Raw genomic sequence first — 15,250 nt, forward strand, 5'->3', positions numbered from 1 at the left:
GCCGTAAGCCTTGAGCTGTAAGCGGTAAGTTACCTCCCCACTTACAGCTTCCGGCTTACAGCTTATGGCTGGGGTTAAAAGTCCTTGCAGATCCGCAGGGCGTCGTAGATGGCCGCGTGGGTATTGCGCGGCGCCGTGCAGTCGCCCAGGCGGAACAGCAGGAAGCCGTCGCCCGCTTCGCTCAGGCACGGCTGGGGCTGGGCGGCGTAGAGCGCCTCCAGGTCCACCTGGCCCTTGTTGCGGGACTGCCCCTTGAGGGCGTAGTAGAGGGCCTCGTCGGGGCGCACGCCGTTCTCCACCACCACCTGGTCCACCACCCGCTCCTCCAGGGCGCCGGTGTACTCGTTTTCGAGCACCGCCACCAGGCCGTCGCCCTCGCGGTAGACCTTATGCAGCATCAGGTCGGAGGTCATGATCACCTCCTTCTCGTAGAGGCTGCGGTAGTAGGTGGGGAAGGTGGTGCCGCCCACCGCCGCGCCGGGCTTGATGTCGTCGGTGACGATCTCCACCTTGGCGCCCTTGTCGGCCAGGTAGTCCGCCGCCGAGACGCCGGAGAACTCGCAGATGGCGTCATAGATCAGCACGTTCTTGCCCGGGGCGACCTTGCCGGAGAGCACGTCCCAGGTGCTCACCACCAGGCTCTCCTCGGCCTTCTCCGAGTAGCCCCACTCCGGGTACTGGCTGAGGAAGGGCTGACCGCCGGTGGCCAGCACCACGATGTCCGGCTTGAGGTCTAGGATCGTGGCCTCGTCGGCGCGGGTGCCCAGGCGCAGGTCGACCTTGAGGCGCGCCAGCTCCAGCTGATACCAGCGGGTGATGCCGGCGATCTGGTCGCGCTGCGGGGCCTGGGCGGCGATGGTGATCTGGCCGCCGAGCTGCTCCGCGGCCTCGAAGAGGGTGACGTCATGGCCGCGCTCGGCCGCCACCTTGGCCGCCTCCATGCCGCCGGGACCGCCGCCCACCACCACCACCTTGCGCTTGGGCCCCTCGGACTTCTCGATGATGTGCGGCAGGCCCATGTACTCCCGGGAGGTGGCGGCGTTCTGGATGCAGAGCACGTCGAGGCCCTGGTACTGGCGGTCGATGCAGTAGTTGGCGCCCACGCACTGCTTGATCTGGTCGATCTGGCCCATCTTGATCTTGGCGATGATGTGCGGGTCGGCGATATGGGCCCGGGTCATGCCCACCAGGTCCACATAGCCCCCCTCGAGGATACGCTGCGCCTGATTGGGATCCTTGATGTTCTGGGCGTGGATCACCGGGACGCTGACCACCTCCTTGATGCCCGCCGCCAGGTGCAGGAAGGGCTCCGGCGGGAAGGACATGTTGGGGATGACGTTGGCCAGGGTGTTGTGGGTGTCGCAGCCGGAGCCGATCACGCCGAAGAAGTCGAGCATGCCGGTGGCGTCGTAGTAGGCGGCGATCTGCTTCATGTCCTCATGGGAGAGGCCGTCCGGATGGAACTCGTCGCCGCAGATGCGCATGCCCACCGCGAAGTCGTCGCCCACCTCGGCGCGCACCGCCTTGAGCACCTCCATGCCGAAGCGCATGCGATTCTCGAAGCTGCCGCCCCACTGGTCCTCGCGCTTGTTGACCCGCGGGCTCCAGAACTGGTCGATCAGGTGCTGGTGCACGGCGGACAGCTCGACGCCGTCGAGGCCGCCCTCCTTGGCCCGGCGCGCGGCCTGGGCGAAGTCGCCGACGATGCGCCAGATCTCCTCCTCCTCGATGGTCTTGCAGGTGGAGCGGTGCACCGGCTCGCGGATCCCGGAGGGCGAGAGCAGGGTGGTCCAGTTGTAGCCGTCCCAGCGGGAGCGGCGCCCCATGTGGGTGATCTGGATCATGATCTTGCCGCCGTGCTGGTGGACGGCGTTGGCGAGGTTCTGGAAGTGCGGGATGATCCGGTCGGTGGCGAGGTTCACCGAGCTCCACCAGGCCTGGGGACTGTCGATGGAGACCACCGAGGAGCCGCCGCAGATGGCCAGCCCGCAGCCTCCCTTGGCCTTCTCCTCGTAGTACTTGACGTAGCGTTCGGTGGTCATGCCGCCGTCGGTGGCGTGGACCTCGGCGTGGGCGGTGCTGACGACCCGGTTGCGGATGGTGAGCTTGCCGATCTGGATCGGCTGGAAGATCGCGTCGAATGCCATGGTTCTCTCTCCTCGTTCCGGGATCAGCGGATGGCGCCGGTCAGCGGCTTGGTCTCGAAAATGCCCACCTCGCAGCCTTCCTCGGCGGCGCTCTGGGTCTGCTCGGCGACGGTGCGCAGGTCGCTGCCCCGGGCGGCGAGGATCTGGTCCATGGCCCCGGCGAACCAGCCGGTGAACATGTACTCGATCTTGCGACCCACCTTGCCGAGCTGATAGACGAAGGCGCTGTGTTCCAGGCGCACCCGGGCGGTACCGGCATCGAGGTCGATGGCCTCGGTGACGAACTTGCCCCAGCCGCGCTGGGAGAGGCGCTGCATGTAATGCTCGAACACCTCGACGCCTTCCAGGCCGTGCAATTCGGCCTCCTTCTCGCACCAGTGCCAGGCGCTCTTGTAGCCGGCGTGGTAGAGGATCTCGGCGTACGTTTCGGCGCCCAGCGCCTCCTCCACGGCCACATGGTTATTGATAAAGAAGTGCCGCGGCACATAGAGCATGGGCAGGGCGTCGGTGGTCCAGACGCCGGTTTCGCTATCCACGTCGATGGGCAGTTCGGGGGCCATCTTGGTCACGGTCTCATTCCTCAATAATCGTTGTTCTTGGCAGTCGCCATCTGGCTTGGCGGTTTCGGGGGCTGTTCCGGCGGCAGGCCTTTTTCCTCTTTATTCGGCCTGCCCCCGGCGCCCCCGAATGCATCCGGTGTCGGCCTTTGCTAGATCAGTTTCCCCAAACGTCCTTCAGTACTCGGACCCAGTTCTCGCCCATGATCTTGCGGGTCTGGCGCTCGCTGAAGCCGCGACGCAGCAGCGCTTCGGTGAGGTTGCCGAATTCGCCGATGGTGCGGATGCCCTCGGGGTTGATGATCTTGCCGAAGCTGGTCAGGCGGCGGGCGTAGCCCTTGTCGTGGGTGAGCCACTCGAAGAAGTCCTGGCCGTGGCCCTGGGTGAAGTCGGTGCCGATGCCGATGGCGTCCTCGCCGACGATGTTCATCACGTACTCGATGGCCTCGACGTAGTCGTCGACGGTGGCGTCGATGCCGGCGCGCAGGAAGGGGGTGAACATGGTCACGCCGACGAAGCCGCCGTGGTCGGCGATGAACTTCAGCTCCTCGTCGGACTTGTTGCGCGGGTGCTCCTTGAGGCCGGAGGGCAGGCAGTGGGAGTAGCAGACCGGCTTCTCGGAGGCGAGGATCACCTCCTCGGAGGTCTTGCCGCCCACGTGGGAGAGGTCGCACATGATGCCGACACGGTTCATCTCGGCGACGATCTCGCGGCCGAAGCCGGAGAGACCGCCGTCGCGCTCGTAGCAGCCGGTGCCCACCAGGTTCTGGGTGTTGTAGCACATCTGCACGATGCCCACTCCGAGCTGCTTGAAGATCTCCACGTAGCCGATCTGGTCCTCGAAGGCGTGGGCGTTCTGGAAGCCGTAGATGATGCCGGTCTTGCCCTCCTCCTTGGCCCGGGTGATGTCCGCGGTGGTGCGTACCGGCCGCACCAGGTCGCTGCACTCGGCCATCAGCTGGTTGGACCTGACGATGTTGTCCACGGTGGCCTGGAAGCCCTCCCAGACCGAGACGGTGCAGTTGGCGGCGGTGAGGCCGCCACGGCGCATGTCCTCGAAGAGCTCACGGTTCCACTTGGCGATGATCAGGCCGTCGATGACGATGGCGTCGTTATGCAGGTCGGACGGGGACATGTTGGCTGCTCCGGCAGTGCTGTTGATTTGCCGGCAGCATAGCGCCGCCCTGAAGCGGGCCGACGCTTGGAAACGACAGGGGGAATTCCAAAAGCGTCACGGCTGTCGTGATCTCGACAAGCAGGCCGTGCAGACCTCATCGGGGCCGTGAAAAGAGTCGCGTGCCCCGAGGGCCGGGGCACGCGCTCATGCAAGGAAAGGTGAAAGACCTAGATCTAGATCGGCACGCTGGCGTAGGTGGGTTCGCCGCGCGCCTGGGCCAGGGCCAGCACCGCGCTCGAGACCGGTTCCTGGGGCACGCTGGCTGCGGCTAGGGGCAGCGCTACCGTCACCTCGGCGCGCTGTTTGGGACGCGAGGTCCCCAGCCGCTCATCCCGGGGCGGTATGCCAAAATACTCGCGATAGCACTTGGAGAAGTGCGGCGTGGAGACGAACCCGCAGGCCGAGGCGACCTCGATGATCGGCATGGGTGTCTGCTTGAGCAGCTGGCGGGCTCGAGTCAGCCGCAGCTTGAGGTAGTAGCGCGACGGCGAGCAGTGCAGGTGCTTATGGAACAGCCGCTCCAGCTGGCGCCGAGAGATATCGACATACTGCGCCAGTTCGTCGAGGCTGATGGGCTCTTCCAGGTTGGCCTCCATCAGGGCGACGATCTCCAGCAGCTTGGGCTGGGTGGTACCCAGCACGTGCTTGAGGGGCACCCGCTGCTGGTCCTGCTCGTTGCGCACCCGGTCGTAGATGAACATCTCCGAAATCCCGGCGGAGAGGTCACGGCCGTGGTCGCGGCCGATCAGGTTGAGCATCATGTCCAGGGGGGCGGTGCCGCCTGAGGCGGTGGCCCGGTCACGGTCGATGGAGAACAGCCGGGTGGTCAGCGCCACCCTCGGGAAGGCCTCCTGCATGGCCGCCAGGCACTCCCAGTGGATGCTGCACTCGTAGCCGTCAAGCAGCCCTGCACTGGCCAGCGCCCAACTGCCGGTGCACACCGCGCCGAGGCGCCGCGACTGGCGTGCCTGGGCCTGAAGCCAATGGACGTGCTCGCGATGGACGCTGCGGCTGGGCCCGACGCCCCCGCAGACGATCACCGTATCCAGCGCCAGCGGGATACCGGTGGCGGCATCCGGGGTCACCTGAAGGCCATCGCTGGCGCGCACGGGCGCCCCGTCCGGGGTCAGGGTGTACCAGCGGTAGAGCTCACGACCGGCCAGCTGATTGGCCATGCGCAGCGGTTCGATGGCCGAGGCCAGCGAGATCAGGGTGAAGTCGTCCAGCAGAAGAAATCCCAGGGTCTGAGGCGTCGCAGTAGGACGGGCTGTTTGAGGAGAGTCGGTCATGCATTACTCCGGCATTGTTGGCCTGGGGAGGCTGAGGAGTGGTGTTATCGTTATTGGATGTGCCAGCGCCGTGCCGCTGACATAGGTCGCTAACGGGCATGCCATCGAAAGGTAATCGTTCTGTCGGCGTCAGCGCAGCTCAAATTTGCCTATCGAAAAACCGGGATGCAGTAATTCACGACAATCGTGTCGCAAACTGGCATGCGGCGGTCGCTGTGAGTGTCGGTAACGAGACAGTGGCGCTGCTGTTGCGCAGCAGCGCCGTGATGAGATGGCACGCCTCCGTTCCTGAGCGGTGCTGCATGACTTGCTGATCGGCATGGATCAGCGAAGCGCATTTAATAATGCAGTACCGTACGAATGCTCTTGCCCGCATGCAGCAGCTCGAAGGCCTCGTTGATCTGCTCGAAGGGCATATCCTGGGTGATGAACTCGTCGATCTTGAGCTCGCCGGCCATGTAGCGGTCCACGTAGCCCGGCAGCTCGCTGCGCCCCTTGACCCCGCCGAAGGCGGAGCCCTTCCAGACCCGGCCGGTGACCAGCTGGAAGGGGCGGGTGGAGATCTCCTCGCCGGCCCCGGCCACGCCGATGATGATCGACTCGCCCCAGCCCTTGTGGCAGCACTCCAGCGCCGAGCGCATCACGTTGACGTTGCCGATGCACTCGAAGGAGTAGTCGACGCCGCCGTCGGTGAGGTCGACGATCACCTGCTGGATCGGGTCGGCATGCTCCTTGGGGTTGACGAACTCGGTGGCGCCAAACTGGCGGGCCAGCTCGAACTTGTCCGGGTTGACGTCGATGGCGATGATGCGGCCGGCCTTGGCCATCTGCGCGCCCTGGATCACGGCGAGACCGATGGCCCCCAGGCCGAACACCGCGACGGTGGCGCCCGGCTCCACCTTGGCGGTGTTGAGCACCGCGCCGATGCCGGTGGTCACCCCGCAGCCCAGCAGGCAGATCTTGTCCAGCGGCGCCTGCTTGGAGACCTTGGCCAGGGAGACCTCGGGGAGCACGGTGTATTCGCTGAAGGTGGAGCAGCCCATGTAGTGGTGCAGCATCTTGCCGTCCAGCGAGAAGCGGCTGGTGCCGTCGGGCATCAGGCCCTTGCCCTGGGTGGCGCGCACGCTGCCGCACAGGTTGGTCTTGCCGGAGAGGCAGAACTTGCACTGGCCGCACTCGGCGGTATAGAGCGGGATGACGTGGTCGCCGACGGCCAGCGAGGTGACGCCTTCGCCCACCTCCTCGACGATGCCGGCGCCCTCGTGGCCGAGCACCGCCGGAAAATTGCCCTCGGGATCGGCGCCGGACAGGGTGTAGGCGTCGGTGTGGCAGACGCTGGTGGCCTTGATGCGCACCAGCACCTCGCCGGCCTTCGGCCCTTCGACGTCGATCTCGGTGACCTCCAGCGGCTGGCCGGGTTGCAGTGCGATGGCGGCGCGTGACTTCATTGGTGGACTCCTGTAGACCCATGCGTCGAGGCGTGGGTCGGCGGCTGCCGAGCGCCACGCCGGTGTCCCGCCAGTCTAGGGTAGCCGCGGAGGCGGGATAAACGGGGCTTGGCTCACAAAATTATTGCCACCTGGCAACAATCCCACGGAGAATCGACCGTCATGCAACGCTGGGATCGCATCGAGGCCTTCATCGAGGTGGTGCGGCTGGGCTCCTTCTCGGCCGCCGCCCGCCACCTCAGGGTGTCCACCTCGCATATCAGCCGCCTGGTCGGCCAGCTGGAGAATCATCTGGGCACCCAGCTGCTCTATCGGACCACCCGGCAGATCCGCCTCACCGATGCCGGCACTCTCTACTATGAGCACTGCCACCGCCTGTTCGACGGCTTTCGCGAGGCCGAGGCCGCCATCGACGACCTGCAGCACCGCCCCAAGGGGCTCCTCAAGCTGACCTCGGCCACCACCTTCGGCGAGCGCTTCGTGGCGCCGCTGGTCAATGACTTCCAGCGCCTGCACCCGCAGCTCGAGGTCCAGATGCACTTCACCAATCGCCAGGTGGCACTGATCGAGGAGGGCTATGACATCGCCATCCGCATGGGCGTGCTCAAGGACTCGACGCTGATCGCACGACGCCTGTGTGAACGCCGGGAGTACGTGGTGGGCTCCCGGGAGTATTTCGCTCAGCATGCCCGCCCCCAGTCGCTGGCCGAGCTGTCCCGCCATCGCTGCCTGCTCGGCTCGCGGGACTTCTGGCTGTTCGATGTGCGCGGCTCCCGCCGCGAGGTGAGGGTCCAAGGGCGCTGGCAGGCCAACTCGGGGTCGGCGCTGCTCGATGCGGCCCTCAAGGGGCTCGGGCTGGCGCAGCTGCCGGACTACTACGTGGCGCCTTACCTGACGTCCGGCGAACTGGTCTCGGTGCTCGGCGACTTTCAGTATCGCGATACCGCGGTGTGGGCGGTCTACCCGCGCCACCGACACCTGTCGCCCAAGATCCGGCTGCTGGTCGACCACCTGGTCGCGCATATCGGCGAGCGTCTCCAGCGCTCGGGATAGCGGCGGGCAGGAAAAGAGCGCCATTCTTTCAAGGTTCTTCGCACTTTAGCGTGAACATGTTTGGCAGGTTTTATGGTGGGAGGCCGGCTCTGCCGGGCGAAGGCGCCGCAGGCGCCCCATGGGTAGCGCTGCGCGCTACTTCGCGAGCTGAAGTCGAGGCGTCGAACCGTCCCTCCCACAGAGCCAGTTCACGCCAGTCTGCGATGAACCCATTCTTACAAGGCCTTAGGGGAGCCTTGGTGGCTTCGCCTCCCCCGACCCGGATCCTCGGCATGACGCCGCCGGAAGAGACGCAGAGTGCCGGCGTTCCCGCGGCGTACGTTCAGCAAGCCTGTCGCATTTGTTCAATTCATTCTCGCCCCCCTGGCCTTTAATCGACCTGTGAGCCCGACAGGCTGCGCAGCGGTTATCTGCGCATAAGGATTTCAAATTTTTCACGTGGGCGGGTCGCCGATAGATTCGAGGAACAGCCTGCCACCCCCGATAACAACAGGAGTCAGTCATGAACCCGATGTCTCTCGCCGCCTTCGATGCCCAGATCGCCGCCGCCATCGCCGATGAAGTGGTGCGCCAAGAGGCCCACGTCGAGCTGATTGCTTCCGAGAACTACGCCAGCCGGGCGGTGATGGAGGCCCAGGGCACCCAGCTCACCAACAAGTACGCCGAGGGCTACCCGGGCAAGCGCTACTACGGCGGCTGCGAGCACGTCGACGTGGTGGAGCAGCTGGCCATCGACCGGGCCTGCGACCTGTTCGGCGCCGACTACGCCAACGTCCAGCCCCACTCCGGCGCCCAGGCCAACGCCGCGGCCTTCATGGCCCTGGTCAAGCCGGGCGACACCGTGCTGGGCATGAGCCTGGCCCACGGCGGCCACCTGACCCACGGGGCGGCGCCCAACTTCTCCGGCAAGCACTACCACGCCGTGCAGTACGGCCTGAACCCGGAGACCGGCGAGATCGACTACGAGGAGGTCGAGCGGCTGGCGCGCAGCCACAAGCCCAAGCTGATCATCGCTGGCTTCTCCGCCTACGCCCGCGTCGTCGACTGGCGCCGCTTCCGCGCCATCGCCGACGAGGTGGGCGCCTGGTTCATGGTCGACATGGCCCACGTGGCCGGGTTGATCGCCGCCGGCCACTACCCGAGCCCGATTCCCCACGCCCACGTGGTCACCACCACCACCCACAAGACCCTGCGCGGTCCCCGCGGCGGCCTGATCCTCTCCGCCCACGGCGACGCTGACCTCTACAAGAAGCTCAACGGCGCGGTCTTCCCCGGCCAGCAGGGCGGCCCCTTGATGCACGTCATCGCCGCCAAGGCGGTGGCCTTCAAGGAGGCCATGAGCCAGGACTTCGTCCAGTACCAGCAGCGGGTGATCGACAACGCCCGGGCCATGGCCGGGGTGTTCATGGCGCGCGGCTACGACGTGGTCTCCGGCGGCACCGACGACCACCTCTTCCTGGTCTCGCTGATCAAGCAGGGCGTGACCGGCAAGGACGCCGATGCGGCGCTGGGCCGCGCCCATATCACCGTCAACAAGAACGCCGTGCCCAATGACCCGCAGAGCCCCTTCGTCACCTCCGGCCTGCGCATCGGCACCCCGGCGGTGACCTCCCGCGGCTTTGACGAGGCCGAGTGCGCCGAGCTGGCGGGCTGGATCTGCGACATCCTGGATGTGCTGGCCGAGCAGCGCAACAGCGACGCCGTGGAGACCGAGGTACGCGAGAAGGTCGCCGCGCTCTGCGAGCGCCATCCGGTCTATGGGGCCGCCACCGCCGCCCCGGCCCGCGAAACCGCCACCGCCTGAACGCCTAGGGTAACGGCCCCGCCCGCCGGGGCCGGTCGAGGAGAGACGAGATGCAACGCTATTCAGGATTCGGGCTGGCCAAGCACGCGCTCAGCCACCACGAGAACTGGGAGCGCCAGTGGCGCAATCCCACGCCCAAGAAGCAGTACGACGTGATCATCGTCGGCGGCGGCGGCCACGGCCTGGCCACCGCCTACTACCTGGCCAAGGAGCACGGCATCAAGAATGTCGCCGTGGTGGAGAAGGGCTGGCTGGGCGGCGGCAACACCGCCCGCAACACCACCATCGTGCGCTCCAACTACCTGTGGGACGAATCGGCGGCCCTCTACGAGCACGCCATGAAGCTGTGGGAGGGGCTCTCCCAGGACCTCAACTACAACGTCATGTTCTCCCAGCGGGGCGTCATGAACCTGGCCCACACCCTGCAGGACATGCGCGACGTTCAGCGCCGGGTCAACGCCAACCGCCTGAACGGCATCGACAGCGTGGTGCTCACCCCCGAGGAGATCCAGGAGATCGTGCCGATCATGGACTGCTCGAAGAACGCCCGCTACCCGATCCTCGGCGCCTCCTGGCAGCCGCGGGCGGGCGTGGCGCGCCACGACGCCGTGGCCTGGGGCTATGCCCGGGCCGCCGACGCACTCGGCGTGGATCTGCTGCAGAACACCGAGGTCACCGGCTTCAAGATCCGCGACGGCCGCGTCTACGGGGTGCACACCAACCGCGGCGACATCGAGGCCAAGACCGTGGGCTGCGTGGCGGCGGGCAACTCCGGCGTGCTGGCCAAGATGGCCGGTTTCCGGCTGCCGCTGGAGTCCCACCCGCTGCAGGCGCTGGTCTCCGAGCCGCTCAAGCCGGTGCTCGACACCGTGGTGATGTCCAACCACGTGCACGGCTACATCAGCCAGACCGACAAGGGCGACCTGGTGATCGGCGCCGGCATCGACGGCTACAACGGCTACGGCCAGCGCGGCAGCTACCCCACCGTGGAGCACACCCTGCAGGCCATCGTCGAGATGTTCCCGATCTTCTCGAGGGTACGCATGAACCGCCAGTGGGGCGGCATCGTCGACACCTGCCCGGACGCCTGCCCGATCCTCTCCGCCACGCCGGTGAAGGGGCTCTTCTTCAACTGCGGCTGGGGCACCGGCGGCTTCAAGGCCACCCCGGGGTCGGGCCATGTGTTCGCCTGGACCCTGGCCAAGAACCAGGCCCATCCGCTGGCGGCCCCGTTCTCCATCGACCGTTTCCATACCGGGGCCTTGGTCGACGAGCACGGTGCGGCCGGCGTGGCCCACTAACTTCTGCGAGCTGCGCCACGCGATGGCTGCGTTGTCCGATTCATCGGAGTCCTCATGTACCTACCCCGTACACTGCGGCTCCTCTTCATCGGACGCCTTGCCCTCACGCGGCTCGCTGGCGCAGAAGCTCACAGTTCTTATCCCGACTTACGGGGGAATAAAAAATGTTTCTGATCTACTGCCCCTACTGCGAGGAGCTCCGCGAGGAAGAGGAGTTCCACCCCAAGGGCCAGGCGCATATCGTACGCCCCGCGGATCCCGAGGCCTGCTCCGACGAGGAGTGGGGCGACTACCTCTTCTTCCGTGACAACCCCCGCGGCATCCACCACGAGCTGTGGGTGCACGCCGTCGGCTGTCGCAAGTTCTTCAACGTCACGCGCCACACCGTGAGCTACGAGATCCTCGAGACCTACAAGATCGGCGAGCAGCCGCGCTTTACCGCCGAGCACCCCGAGGGGAAGCCGGCCGAGCCGGTGGCCGCCGAGGCGGAAGCGGTCGAACGTCAGGAAGGAGTCAAGGCATGAGCCAGTCGTCGAATCAGCCGAATCGTCTCAGCCAGGGCGGGCGCATCGATCGCGCACGCCGGCTGACCTTCACCTTCAACGGCAAGCGCTACCAGGGCCATGCCGGAGACACCCTGGCCTCGGCGCTGCTGGCCAACGGGGTGGATATCGTCAACCGCAGCTTCAAGTACTCGCGCCCGCGCGGCATCGTCGCCGCCGGCGCCGAGGAGCCCAATGCGCTGATTCAGCTGGGCAGCACCGAGGCGGCCCAGGTGCCCAACGTGCGCGCCACCCAGCAGGCGCTGTTCGACGGGCTCGTCGCGCGCAGCACCAACGGCTGGCCCAACGTCCAGCGCGACGTCATGAGCCTGGTGGGCAAGCTGGGCGGTCGCTTCATGCCGCCGGGCTTCTACTACAAGACCTTCATGGCACCGGCCTCCATGTGGATGACTTATGAGAAGTACATCCGCAAGGGCGCAGGCCTGGGCCGCAGCCCCATGGAAGCCGATCCGGACAGCTACGATCACCTCAACCAGCACTGCGACCTGCTGGTGATCGGCGCCGGGCCCGCCGGCCTCGCCGCGGCGCTGACCGCGGCCCGCAGCGGCGCCCGGGTGATTCTGGCCGACGAGCAGGAGGAGATGGGCGGCTCGCTGCTGGACAGCCGCGAGCTGCTCGACGGCCAGCCCGCCGCCCAGTGGGCCGAGCAGGTGCTGGAGGAACTCGCCGGGCTCGACAACGTCACCCTGCTGGCCCGTACCACCGCCAACGGCTATCACGACCACCACTTCGTGACCCTGCACGAGCGGCGCACCGAGCATCTCGGTGAGACCTCGCCGACCGTGGACGGCTGCCGCCCCTCCCGTTCGCGCATGCACCGCGTGCGTGCCGGTCAGGTGCTGCTGGCCACCGGTGCCCACGAGCGGCCGCTGGTCTACGCCGGCAACGACGTCCCGGGCAACCTGCTGGCCGGCGCCGTCTCCACCTATATCCGCCGCTACGGGGTGGTGCCGGGCAACAAGCTGGTGCTCTCCACCAGTAACGACCACGCTTATCGCGCCGCCCTGGACTGGGATGACGCCGGCCGCGAGGTGGTGGCCATCGTCGATGCGCGCCAGGCGCCGGACGGCGAGCTGGTGGAGCAGGCCCGCGCCCGCGGGATCCGCATCATCGAAGGCGCCGCGGTGATCGAGGCCAAGGGAGGCAGCCGCGTCAGCGGTGCCCGGGTGGCCACCCTCGATGCCCAGGCGTTCAAGGTGACCGGCCAGGCCGAGACCCTGGCCTGCGATACCATCGCCAGCTCCGGCGGCTACAGCCCGGTGATCCACCTGGCTTCCCACACCGGTGCCCGGCCCACCTGGAACGATGAGATCCTCGGCTTCGTGCCCAGCCTGGTGAAGGGCGTGCACGCCGCCGGCAGCGCCCGGGGGATCCACGACCTGGCCGAGGGGCTGGCCGACGGCGTGGCCGCGGCGGCGAAGGCGCTGGCCGCGCTGGGCCGCAGGGCCCAGGCCATCGAGCTGCCCCAGGTCGATGCCCGCCGCGAGGGCAAGGCCTGTGCGCTCTATCAGGTGCCCCACGAGAAGCCCACCCTGCGCGCGCCCAAGCAGTTCGTCGACCTGCAGAACGACGTCACCGCGGCGGCCATCGAGCTGGCCACCCGCGAGGGCTTCGAGTCCATCGAGCACGTCAAGCGCTACACCGCCATGGGCTTCGGCACCGACCAGGGCAAGCTCGGCAACATCAACGGCATGGCCATCGCCGCGCGCTGCCTGAACAAGTCGATCCCCGAGGTGGGCACCACGGTGTTCCGGCCCAACTACACGCCGGTGACCTTCGGCGCCATCGCCGGCCGCCACTGCCGTGAGCTGTTCGACCCCGAGCGCTACACCGCCCTGCACCAGTGGCACGTGGAGAACGGCGCCGAGTTCGAGGACGTGGGCCAGTGGAAGCGCCCCTGGTATTTTCCACAAGTACGCCCCGACGCCGCGAACGGCGAACGCGAAAGCATGGCGGAAGCGGTGGCCCGCGAGTGCCTGGCGGTGCGCGAGAAGGTCGGCATTCTCGACGCCTCGACCCTGGGCAAGATCGATATCCAGGGGCCGGATGCCCGGGAGTTTCTGGGTCGCATCTACACTAACAAGTGGGCCAAGCTGGCGCCCGGTCGTGCCCGCTACGGGCTGATGTGCAAGGACGACGGCATGCTGATGGATGACGGCACCACCAGCTGCCTGGCCGAGAACCACTTCCTGATGACCACCACCACCGGCGGCGCCGCCGGGGTCATGGAATGGCTGGAGCTGTGGCACCAGACCGAGTGGCCCGAGCTCGACGTCACCTTCACCTCGGTGACCGACCACTGGGCGACCATGACGGTGACCGGGCCCGAGGCGCGCAACCTGCTGGGCGAGATCACCGACATCGACCTGGCCAAGGAGAGCTTCAAGTTTATGGACTGGCGCGAGGGCAAGGTCGCCGAGGTGCCGGCGCGGGTCTTCCGCATCTCCTTCACCGGCGAGCTCGCCTACGAGATCAACGTCCAGGCCAACTACGCCCTGCACGTCTGGAAGACGCTGTTCAAGCACGGCGAGAAGTACGGTCTGACCCCCTACGGCACCGAGACCATGCACGTCCTGCGCGCCGAGAAGGGCTTTATCATCGTCGGCCAGGACAGCGATGGCTCGGTGACCCCGGAGGACCTGGGCATGCAGTGGGCGGTCGGCTACGACAAGCCCTACTCCTGGGTGGGCAAGCGGGCCCTGTCGCGCTCCGATACCCGGCGCGTCGACCGCAAGCAGCTGGTGGGCCTCAGGCCGAAGGACCCGGCGGTGGTGCTGGAGGAGGGCGCCCAGATCGTCTTCGATCCGGATCACGCCATCCCCATGCCCATGGTGGGCCACGTGACCTCCAGCTACTACAGCCCGACCCTGGGCAGCGGCTTCGCCCTGGCCGTGGTCAAGGGTGGCCACTCGCGGATGGGCCAGACCGTCTACCTGCCCATGGCGGACGGCAAGACCCACGCCGCCGAAATCGTCAGCCCGATCTTTGTCGATCCCAAGGGAGAGCGCCAGCATGTCTGAGCAAACTGCCACCTGGTTCAACCACTACGACGCGCGTCCCGAGGCCGAGGTGCCGGCGGAGTCTCCGCTGGCCTGGTCCTACCACGAGACCGGCCGCCCGGCGGTCAGCCAGAAGAGCCGCGTGGTGCTGCGCGAGCGCGCCATGCTGGGCCACCTGATCCTGCGCGGCGGCGCCATCGTCCTCGACGAGGCCGTCCGCCAGGTGCTCGGCTTCGGCCTGCCGGGGCGCCCCAATACCCTGACCCAGGACGAGGGCGGCCAGCGCTCGATCCAGTGGCTCTCCCCCGACGAGTGGCTCCTGATCGTGCCCGGCGGCGAGGAGTTCGCCCTGGAGGGCAAGCTGCGCGAGGCGCTGGGCGACGCCCGCGATACCGCTGTGAAACACTATGCCATCGTCAACGTCAGCGGCGGCCAGACCCTGATCGAGCTCGAGGGCGAGATGGCCCGGGAGCTCTTGATGAAGTCGACGCCCTACGACGTGCACCCGGACGCCTTCCCGGTGGGCAAGGGGGTCACCACGGTGTTCGCCAAGGCCAACCTGATCCTGCGTCGGCCCAGCGAGCATCGCTGGGAGCTGGTGCTGCGCCGCAGCTTCGCCGACTACTGCTATCGTTGGATTCTGGATGCGGGCGCGGAGTACGCTATCGGCGTCGAGCGCTGAGCCTTTTCCACCCGTCCCGCTATTGGGTAGGACGAGGGGCGCCGGGGGCAGGTCGCAGCGGGGGTCCGATTCCAGGGGTGAGGAGCACTGCTCCGAACGGGCTGGCCATGGATGGCCAGCACCGGCCCTGCAAGCGAAGCGGGACGCGAGAGCGCCGCAGGGAATCGGTAGCGTACAGGGAGGTATTCACAGCGCCCCCGCATAGACCTGTCGCCGGATCAGCCCCCAAG

The 15,250-nt window shown here is 67.1% G+C and carries 11 protein-coding genes; 6 read left to right on the forward strand and 5 right to left on the reverse strand.

What is annotated here, in order from left to right; translation table 11 throughout:
• Positions 1 to 74 precede the first annotated feature (74 nt).
• The 5 genes from dgcA to ACZIYR_RS01245 form a co-directional block, all read right to left on the reverse strand.
• Positions 75 to 2,147 (reverse strand): dimethylglycine demethylation protein DgcA, encoded by a 2,073-nt coding sequence (gene dgcA / locus ACZIYR_RS01225; RefSeq protein ID WP_483527947.1) that lies wholly within the window; start codon positions 2,145 to 2,147, stop codon positions 75 to 77.
• 23 nt (positions 2,148 to 2,170) lie between these two features.
• Positions 2,171 to 2,716 carry a DUF5943 domain-containing protein gene (locus ACZIYR_RS01230; RefSeq protein ID WP_483527948.1) on the reverse strand — a complete coding sequence of 182 codons (546 nt, stop codon included), beginning with the start codon at positions 2,714 to 2,716 and terminating at the stop codon, positions 2,171 to 2,173.
• Positions 2,717 to 2,861: 145 nt separating this feature from the next.
• Positions 2,862 to 3,839 (reverse strand): dipeptidase, encoded by a 978-nt coding sequence (locus ACZIYR_RS01235; protein ID WP_483527949.1) that lies wholly within the window; start codon positions 3,837 to 3,839, stop codon positions 2,862 to 2,864.
• A 215-nt stretch (positions 3,840 to 4,054) separates the two neighbouring features.
• Positions 4,055 to 5,170: a choline metabolism transcriptional regulator GbdR gene (gene gbdR, locus ACZIYR_RS01240; RefSeq protein WP_483527950.1), complete on the reverse strand. Its 1,116-nt coding sequence runs from the start codon at positions 5,168 to 5,170 to the stop codon at positions 4,055 to 4,057.
• Between the two features lie 338 nt (positions 5,171 to 5,508).
• Positions 5,509 to 6,618: an S-(hydroxymethyl)glutathione dehydrogenase/class III alcohol dehydrogenase gene (locus ACZIYR_RS01245; protein ID WP_483527951.1), complete on the reverse strand. Its 1,110-nt coding sequence runs from the start codon at positions 6,616 to 6,618 to the stop codon at positions 5,509 to 5,511.
• 162 nt (positions 6,619 to 6,780) lie between these two features.
• Between ACZIYR_RS01245 and ACZIYR_RS01250 the strand changes: the two genes are divergently transcribed.
• The 6 genes from ACZIYR_RS01250 to ACZIYR_RS01275 all read left to right on the forward strand — a co-directional run bounded on the left by ACZIYR_RS01250 (position 6,781) and on the right by ACZIYR_RS01275 (position 15,020).
• Positions 6,781 to 7,671 (forward strand): LysR family transcriptional regulator, encoded by an 891-nt coding sequence (locus ACZIYR_RS01250; RefSeq protein WP_473032074.1) that lies wholly within the window; start codon positions 6,781 to 6,783, stop codon positions 7,669 to 7,671.
• Positions 7,672 to 8,173: 502 nt separating this feature from the next.
• Complete coding sequence (gene glyA / locus ACZIYR_RS01255; RefSeq protein ID WP_483527952.1) at positions 8,174 to 9,475, forward strand: serine hydroxymethyltransferase; 1,302 nt, start codon at positions 8,174 to 8,176, stop codon at positions 9,473 to 9,475.
• Positions 9,476 to 9,525: 50 nt separating this feature from the next.
• Complete coding sequence (locus ACZIYR_RS01260; RefSeq protein WP_473032076.1) at positions 9,526 to 10,776, forward strand: sarcosine oxidase subunit beta family protein; 1,251 nt, start codon at positions 9,526 to 9,528, stop codon at positions 10,774 to 10,776.
• Between the two features lie 164 nt (positions 10,777 to 10,940).
• Positions 10,941 to 11,300 (forward strand): sarcosine oxidase subunit delta, encoded by a 360-nt coding sequence (locus ACZIYR_RS01265; RefSeq protein WP_483527953.1) that lies wholly within the window; start codon positions 10,941 to 10,943, stop codon positions 11,298 to 11,300.
• Positions 11,297 to 14,359: a sarcosine oxidase subunit alpha family protein gene (locus tag ACZIYR_RS01270; protein WP_483527954.1), complete on the forward strand. Its 3,063-nt coding sequence runs from the start codon at positions 11,297 to 11,299 to the stop codon at positions 14,357 to 14,359. Before ACZIYR_RS01265 ends, ACZIYR_RS01270 begins: the two co-directional genes overlap by 4 nt.
• Positions 14,352 to 15,020, forward strand: coding sequence for a sarcosine oxidase subunit gamma (locus tag ACZIYR_RS01275; RefSeq protein ID WP_483527955.1), 669 nt, complete (start codon positions 14,352 to 14,354; stop codon positions 15,018 to 15,020). Before ACZIYR_RS01270 ends, ACZIYR_RS01275 begins: the two co-directional genes overlap by 8 nt.
• The last annotated feature ends 230 nt before the right edge of the window (positions 15,021 to 15,250 follow it).

This window comes from Billgrantia sp. NRB1 (assembly GCF_056921725.1).

What these genes read in the sequence shown, in the direction of transcription:
- ACZIYR_RS01235 (WP_483527949.1), bottom strand. Translation starts at nt 3,839, where the DNA reads ATGTCCCCGTCCGACCTGCATAACGACGCCATCGTCATCGACGGCCTG.
- glyA (WP_483527952.1), top strand. Translation starts at nt 8,174, where the DNA reads ATGAACCCGATGTCTCTCGCCGCCTTCGATGCCCAGATCGCCGCCGCC.
- ACZIYR_RS01250 (WP_473032074.1), top strand. Translation starts at nt 6,781, where the DNA reads ATGCAACGCTGGGATCGCATCGAGGCCTTCATCGAGGTGGTGCGGCTG.
- ACZIYR_RS01270 (WP_483527954.1), top strand. Translation starts at nt 11,297, where the DNA reads ATGAGCCAGTCGTCGAATCAGCCGAATCGTCTCAGCCAGGGCGGGCGC.
- ACZIYR_RS01260 (WP_473032076.1), top strand. Translation starts at nt 9,526, where the DNA reads ATGCAACGCTATTCAGGATTCGGGCTGGCCAAGCACGCGCTCAGCCAC.
- ACZIYR_RS01245 (WP_483527951.1), bottom strand. Translation starts at nt 6,618, where the DNA reads ATGAAGTCACGCGCCGCCATCGCACTGCAACCCGGCCAGCCGCTGGAG.
- ACZIYR_RS01265 (WP_483527953.1), top strand. Translation starts at nt 10,941, where the DNA reads ATGTTTCTGATCTACTGCCCCTACTGCGAGGAGCTCCGCGAGGAAGAG.
- dgcA (WP_483527947.1), bottom strand. Translation starts at nt 2,147, where the DNA reads ATGGCATTCGACGCGATCTTCCAGCCGATCCAGATCGGCAAGCTCACC.
- gbdR (WP_483527950.1), bottom strand. Translation starts at nt 5,170, where the DNA reads ATGACCGACTCTCCTCAAACAGCCCGTCCTACTGCGACGCCTCAGACC.
- ACZIYR_RS01275 (WP_483527955.1), top strand. Translation starts at nt 14,352, where the DNA reads ATGTCTGAGCAAACTGCCACCTGGTTCAACCACTACGACGCGCGTCCC.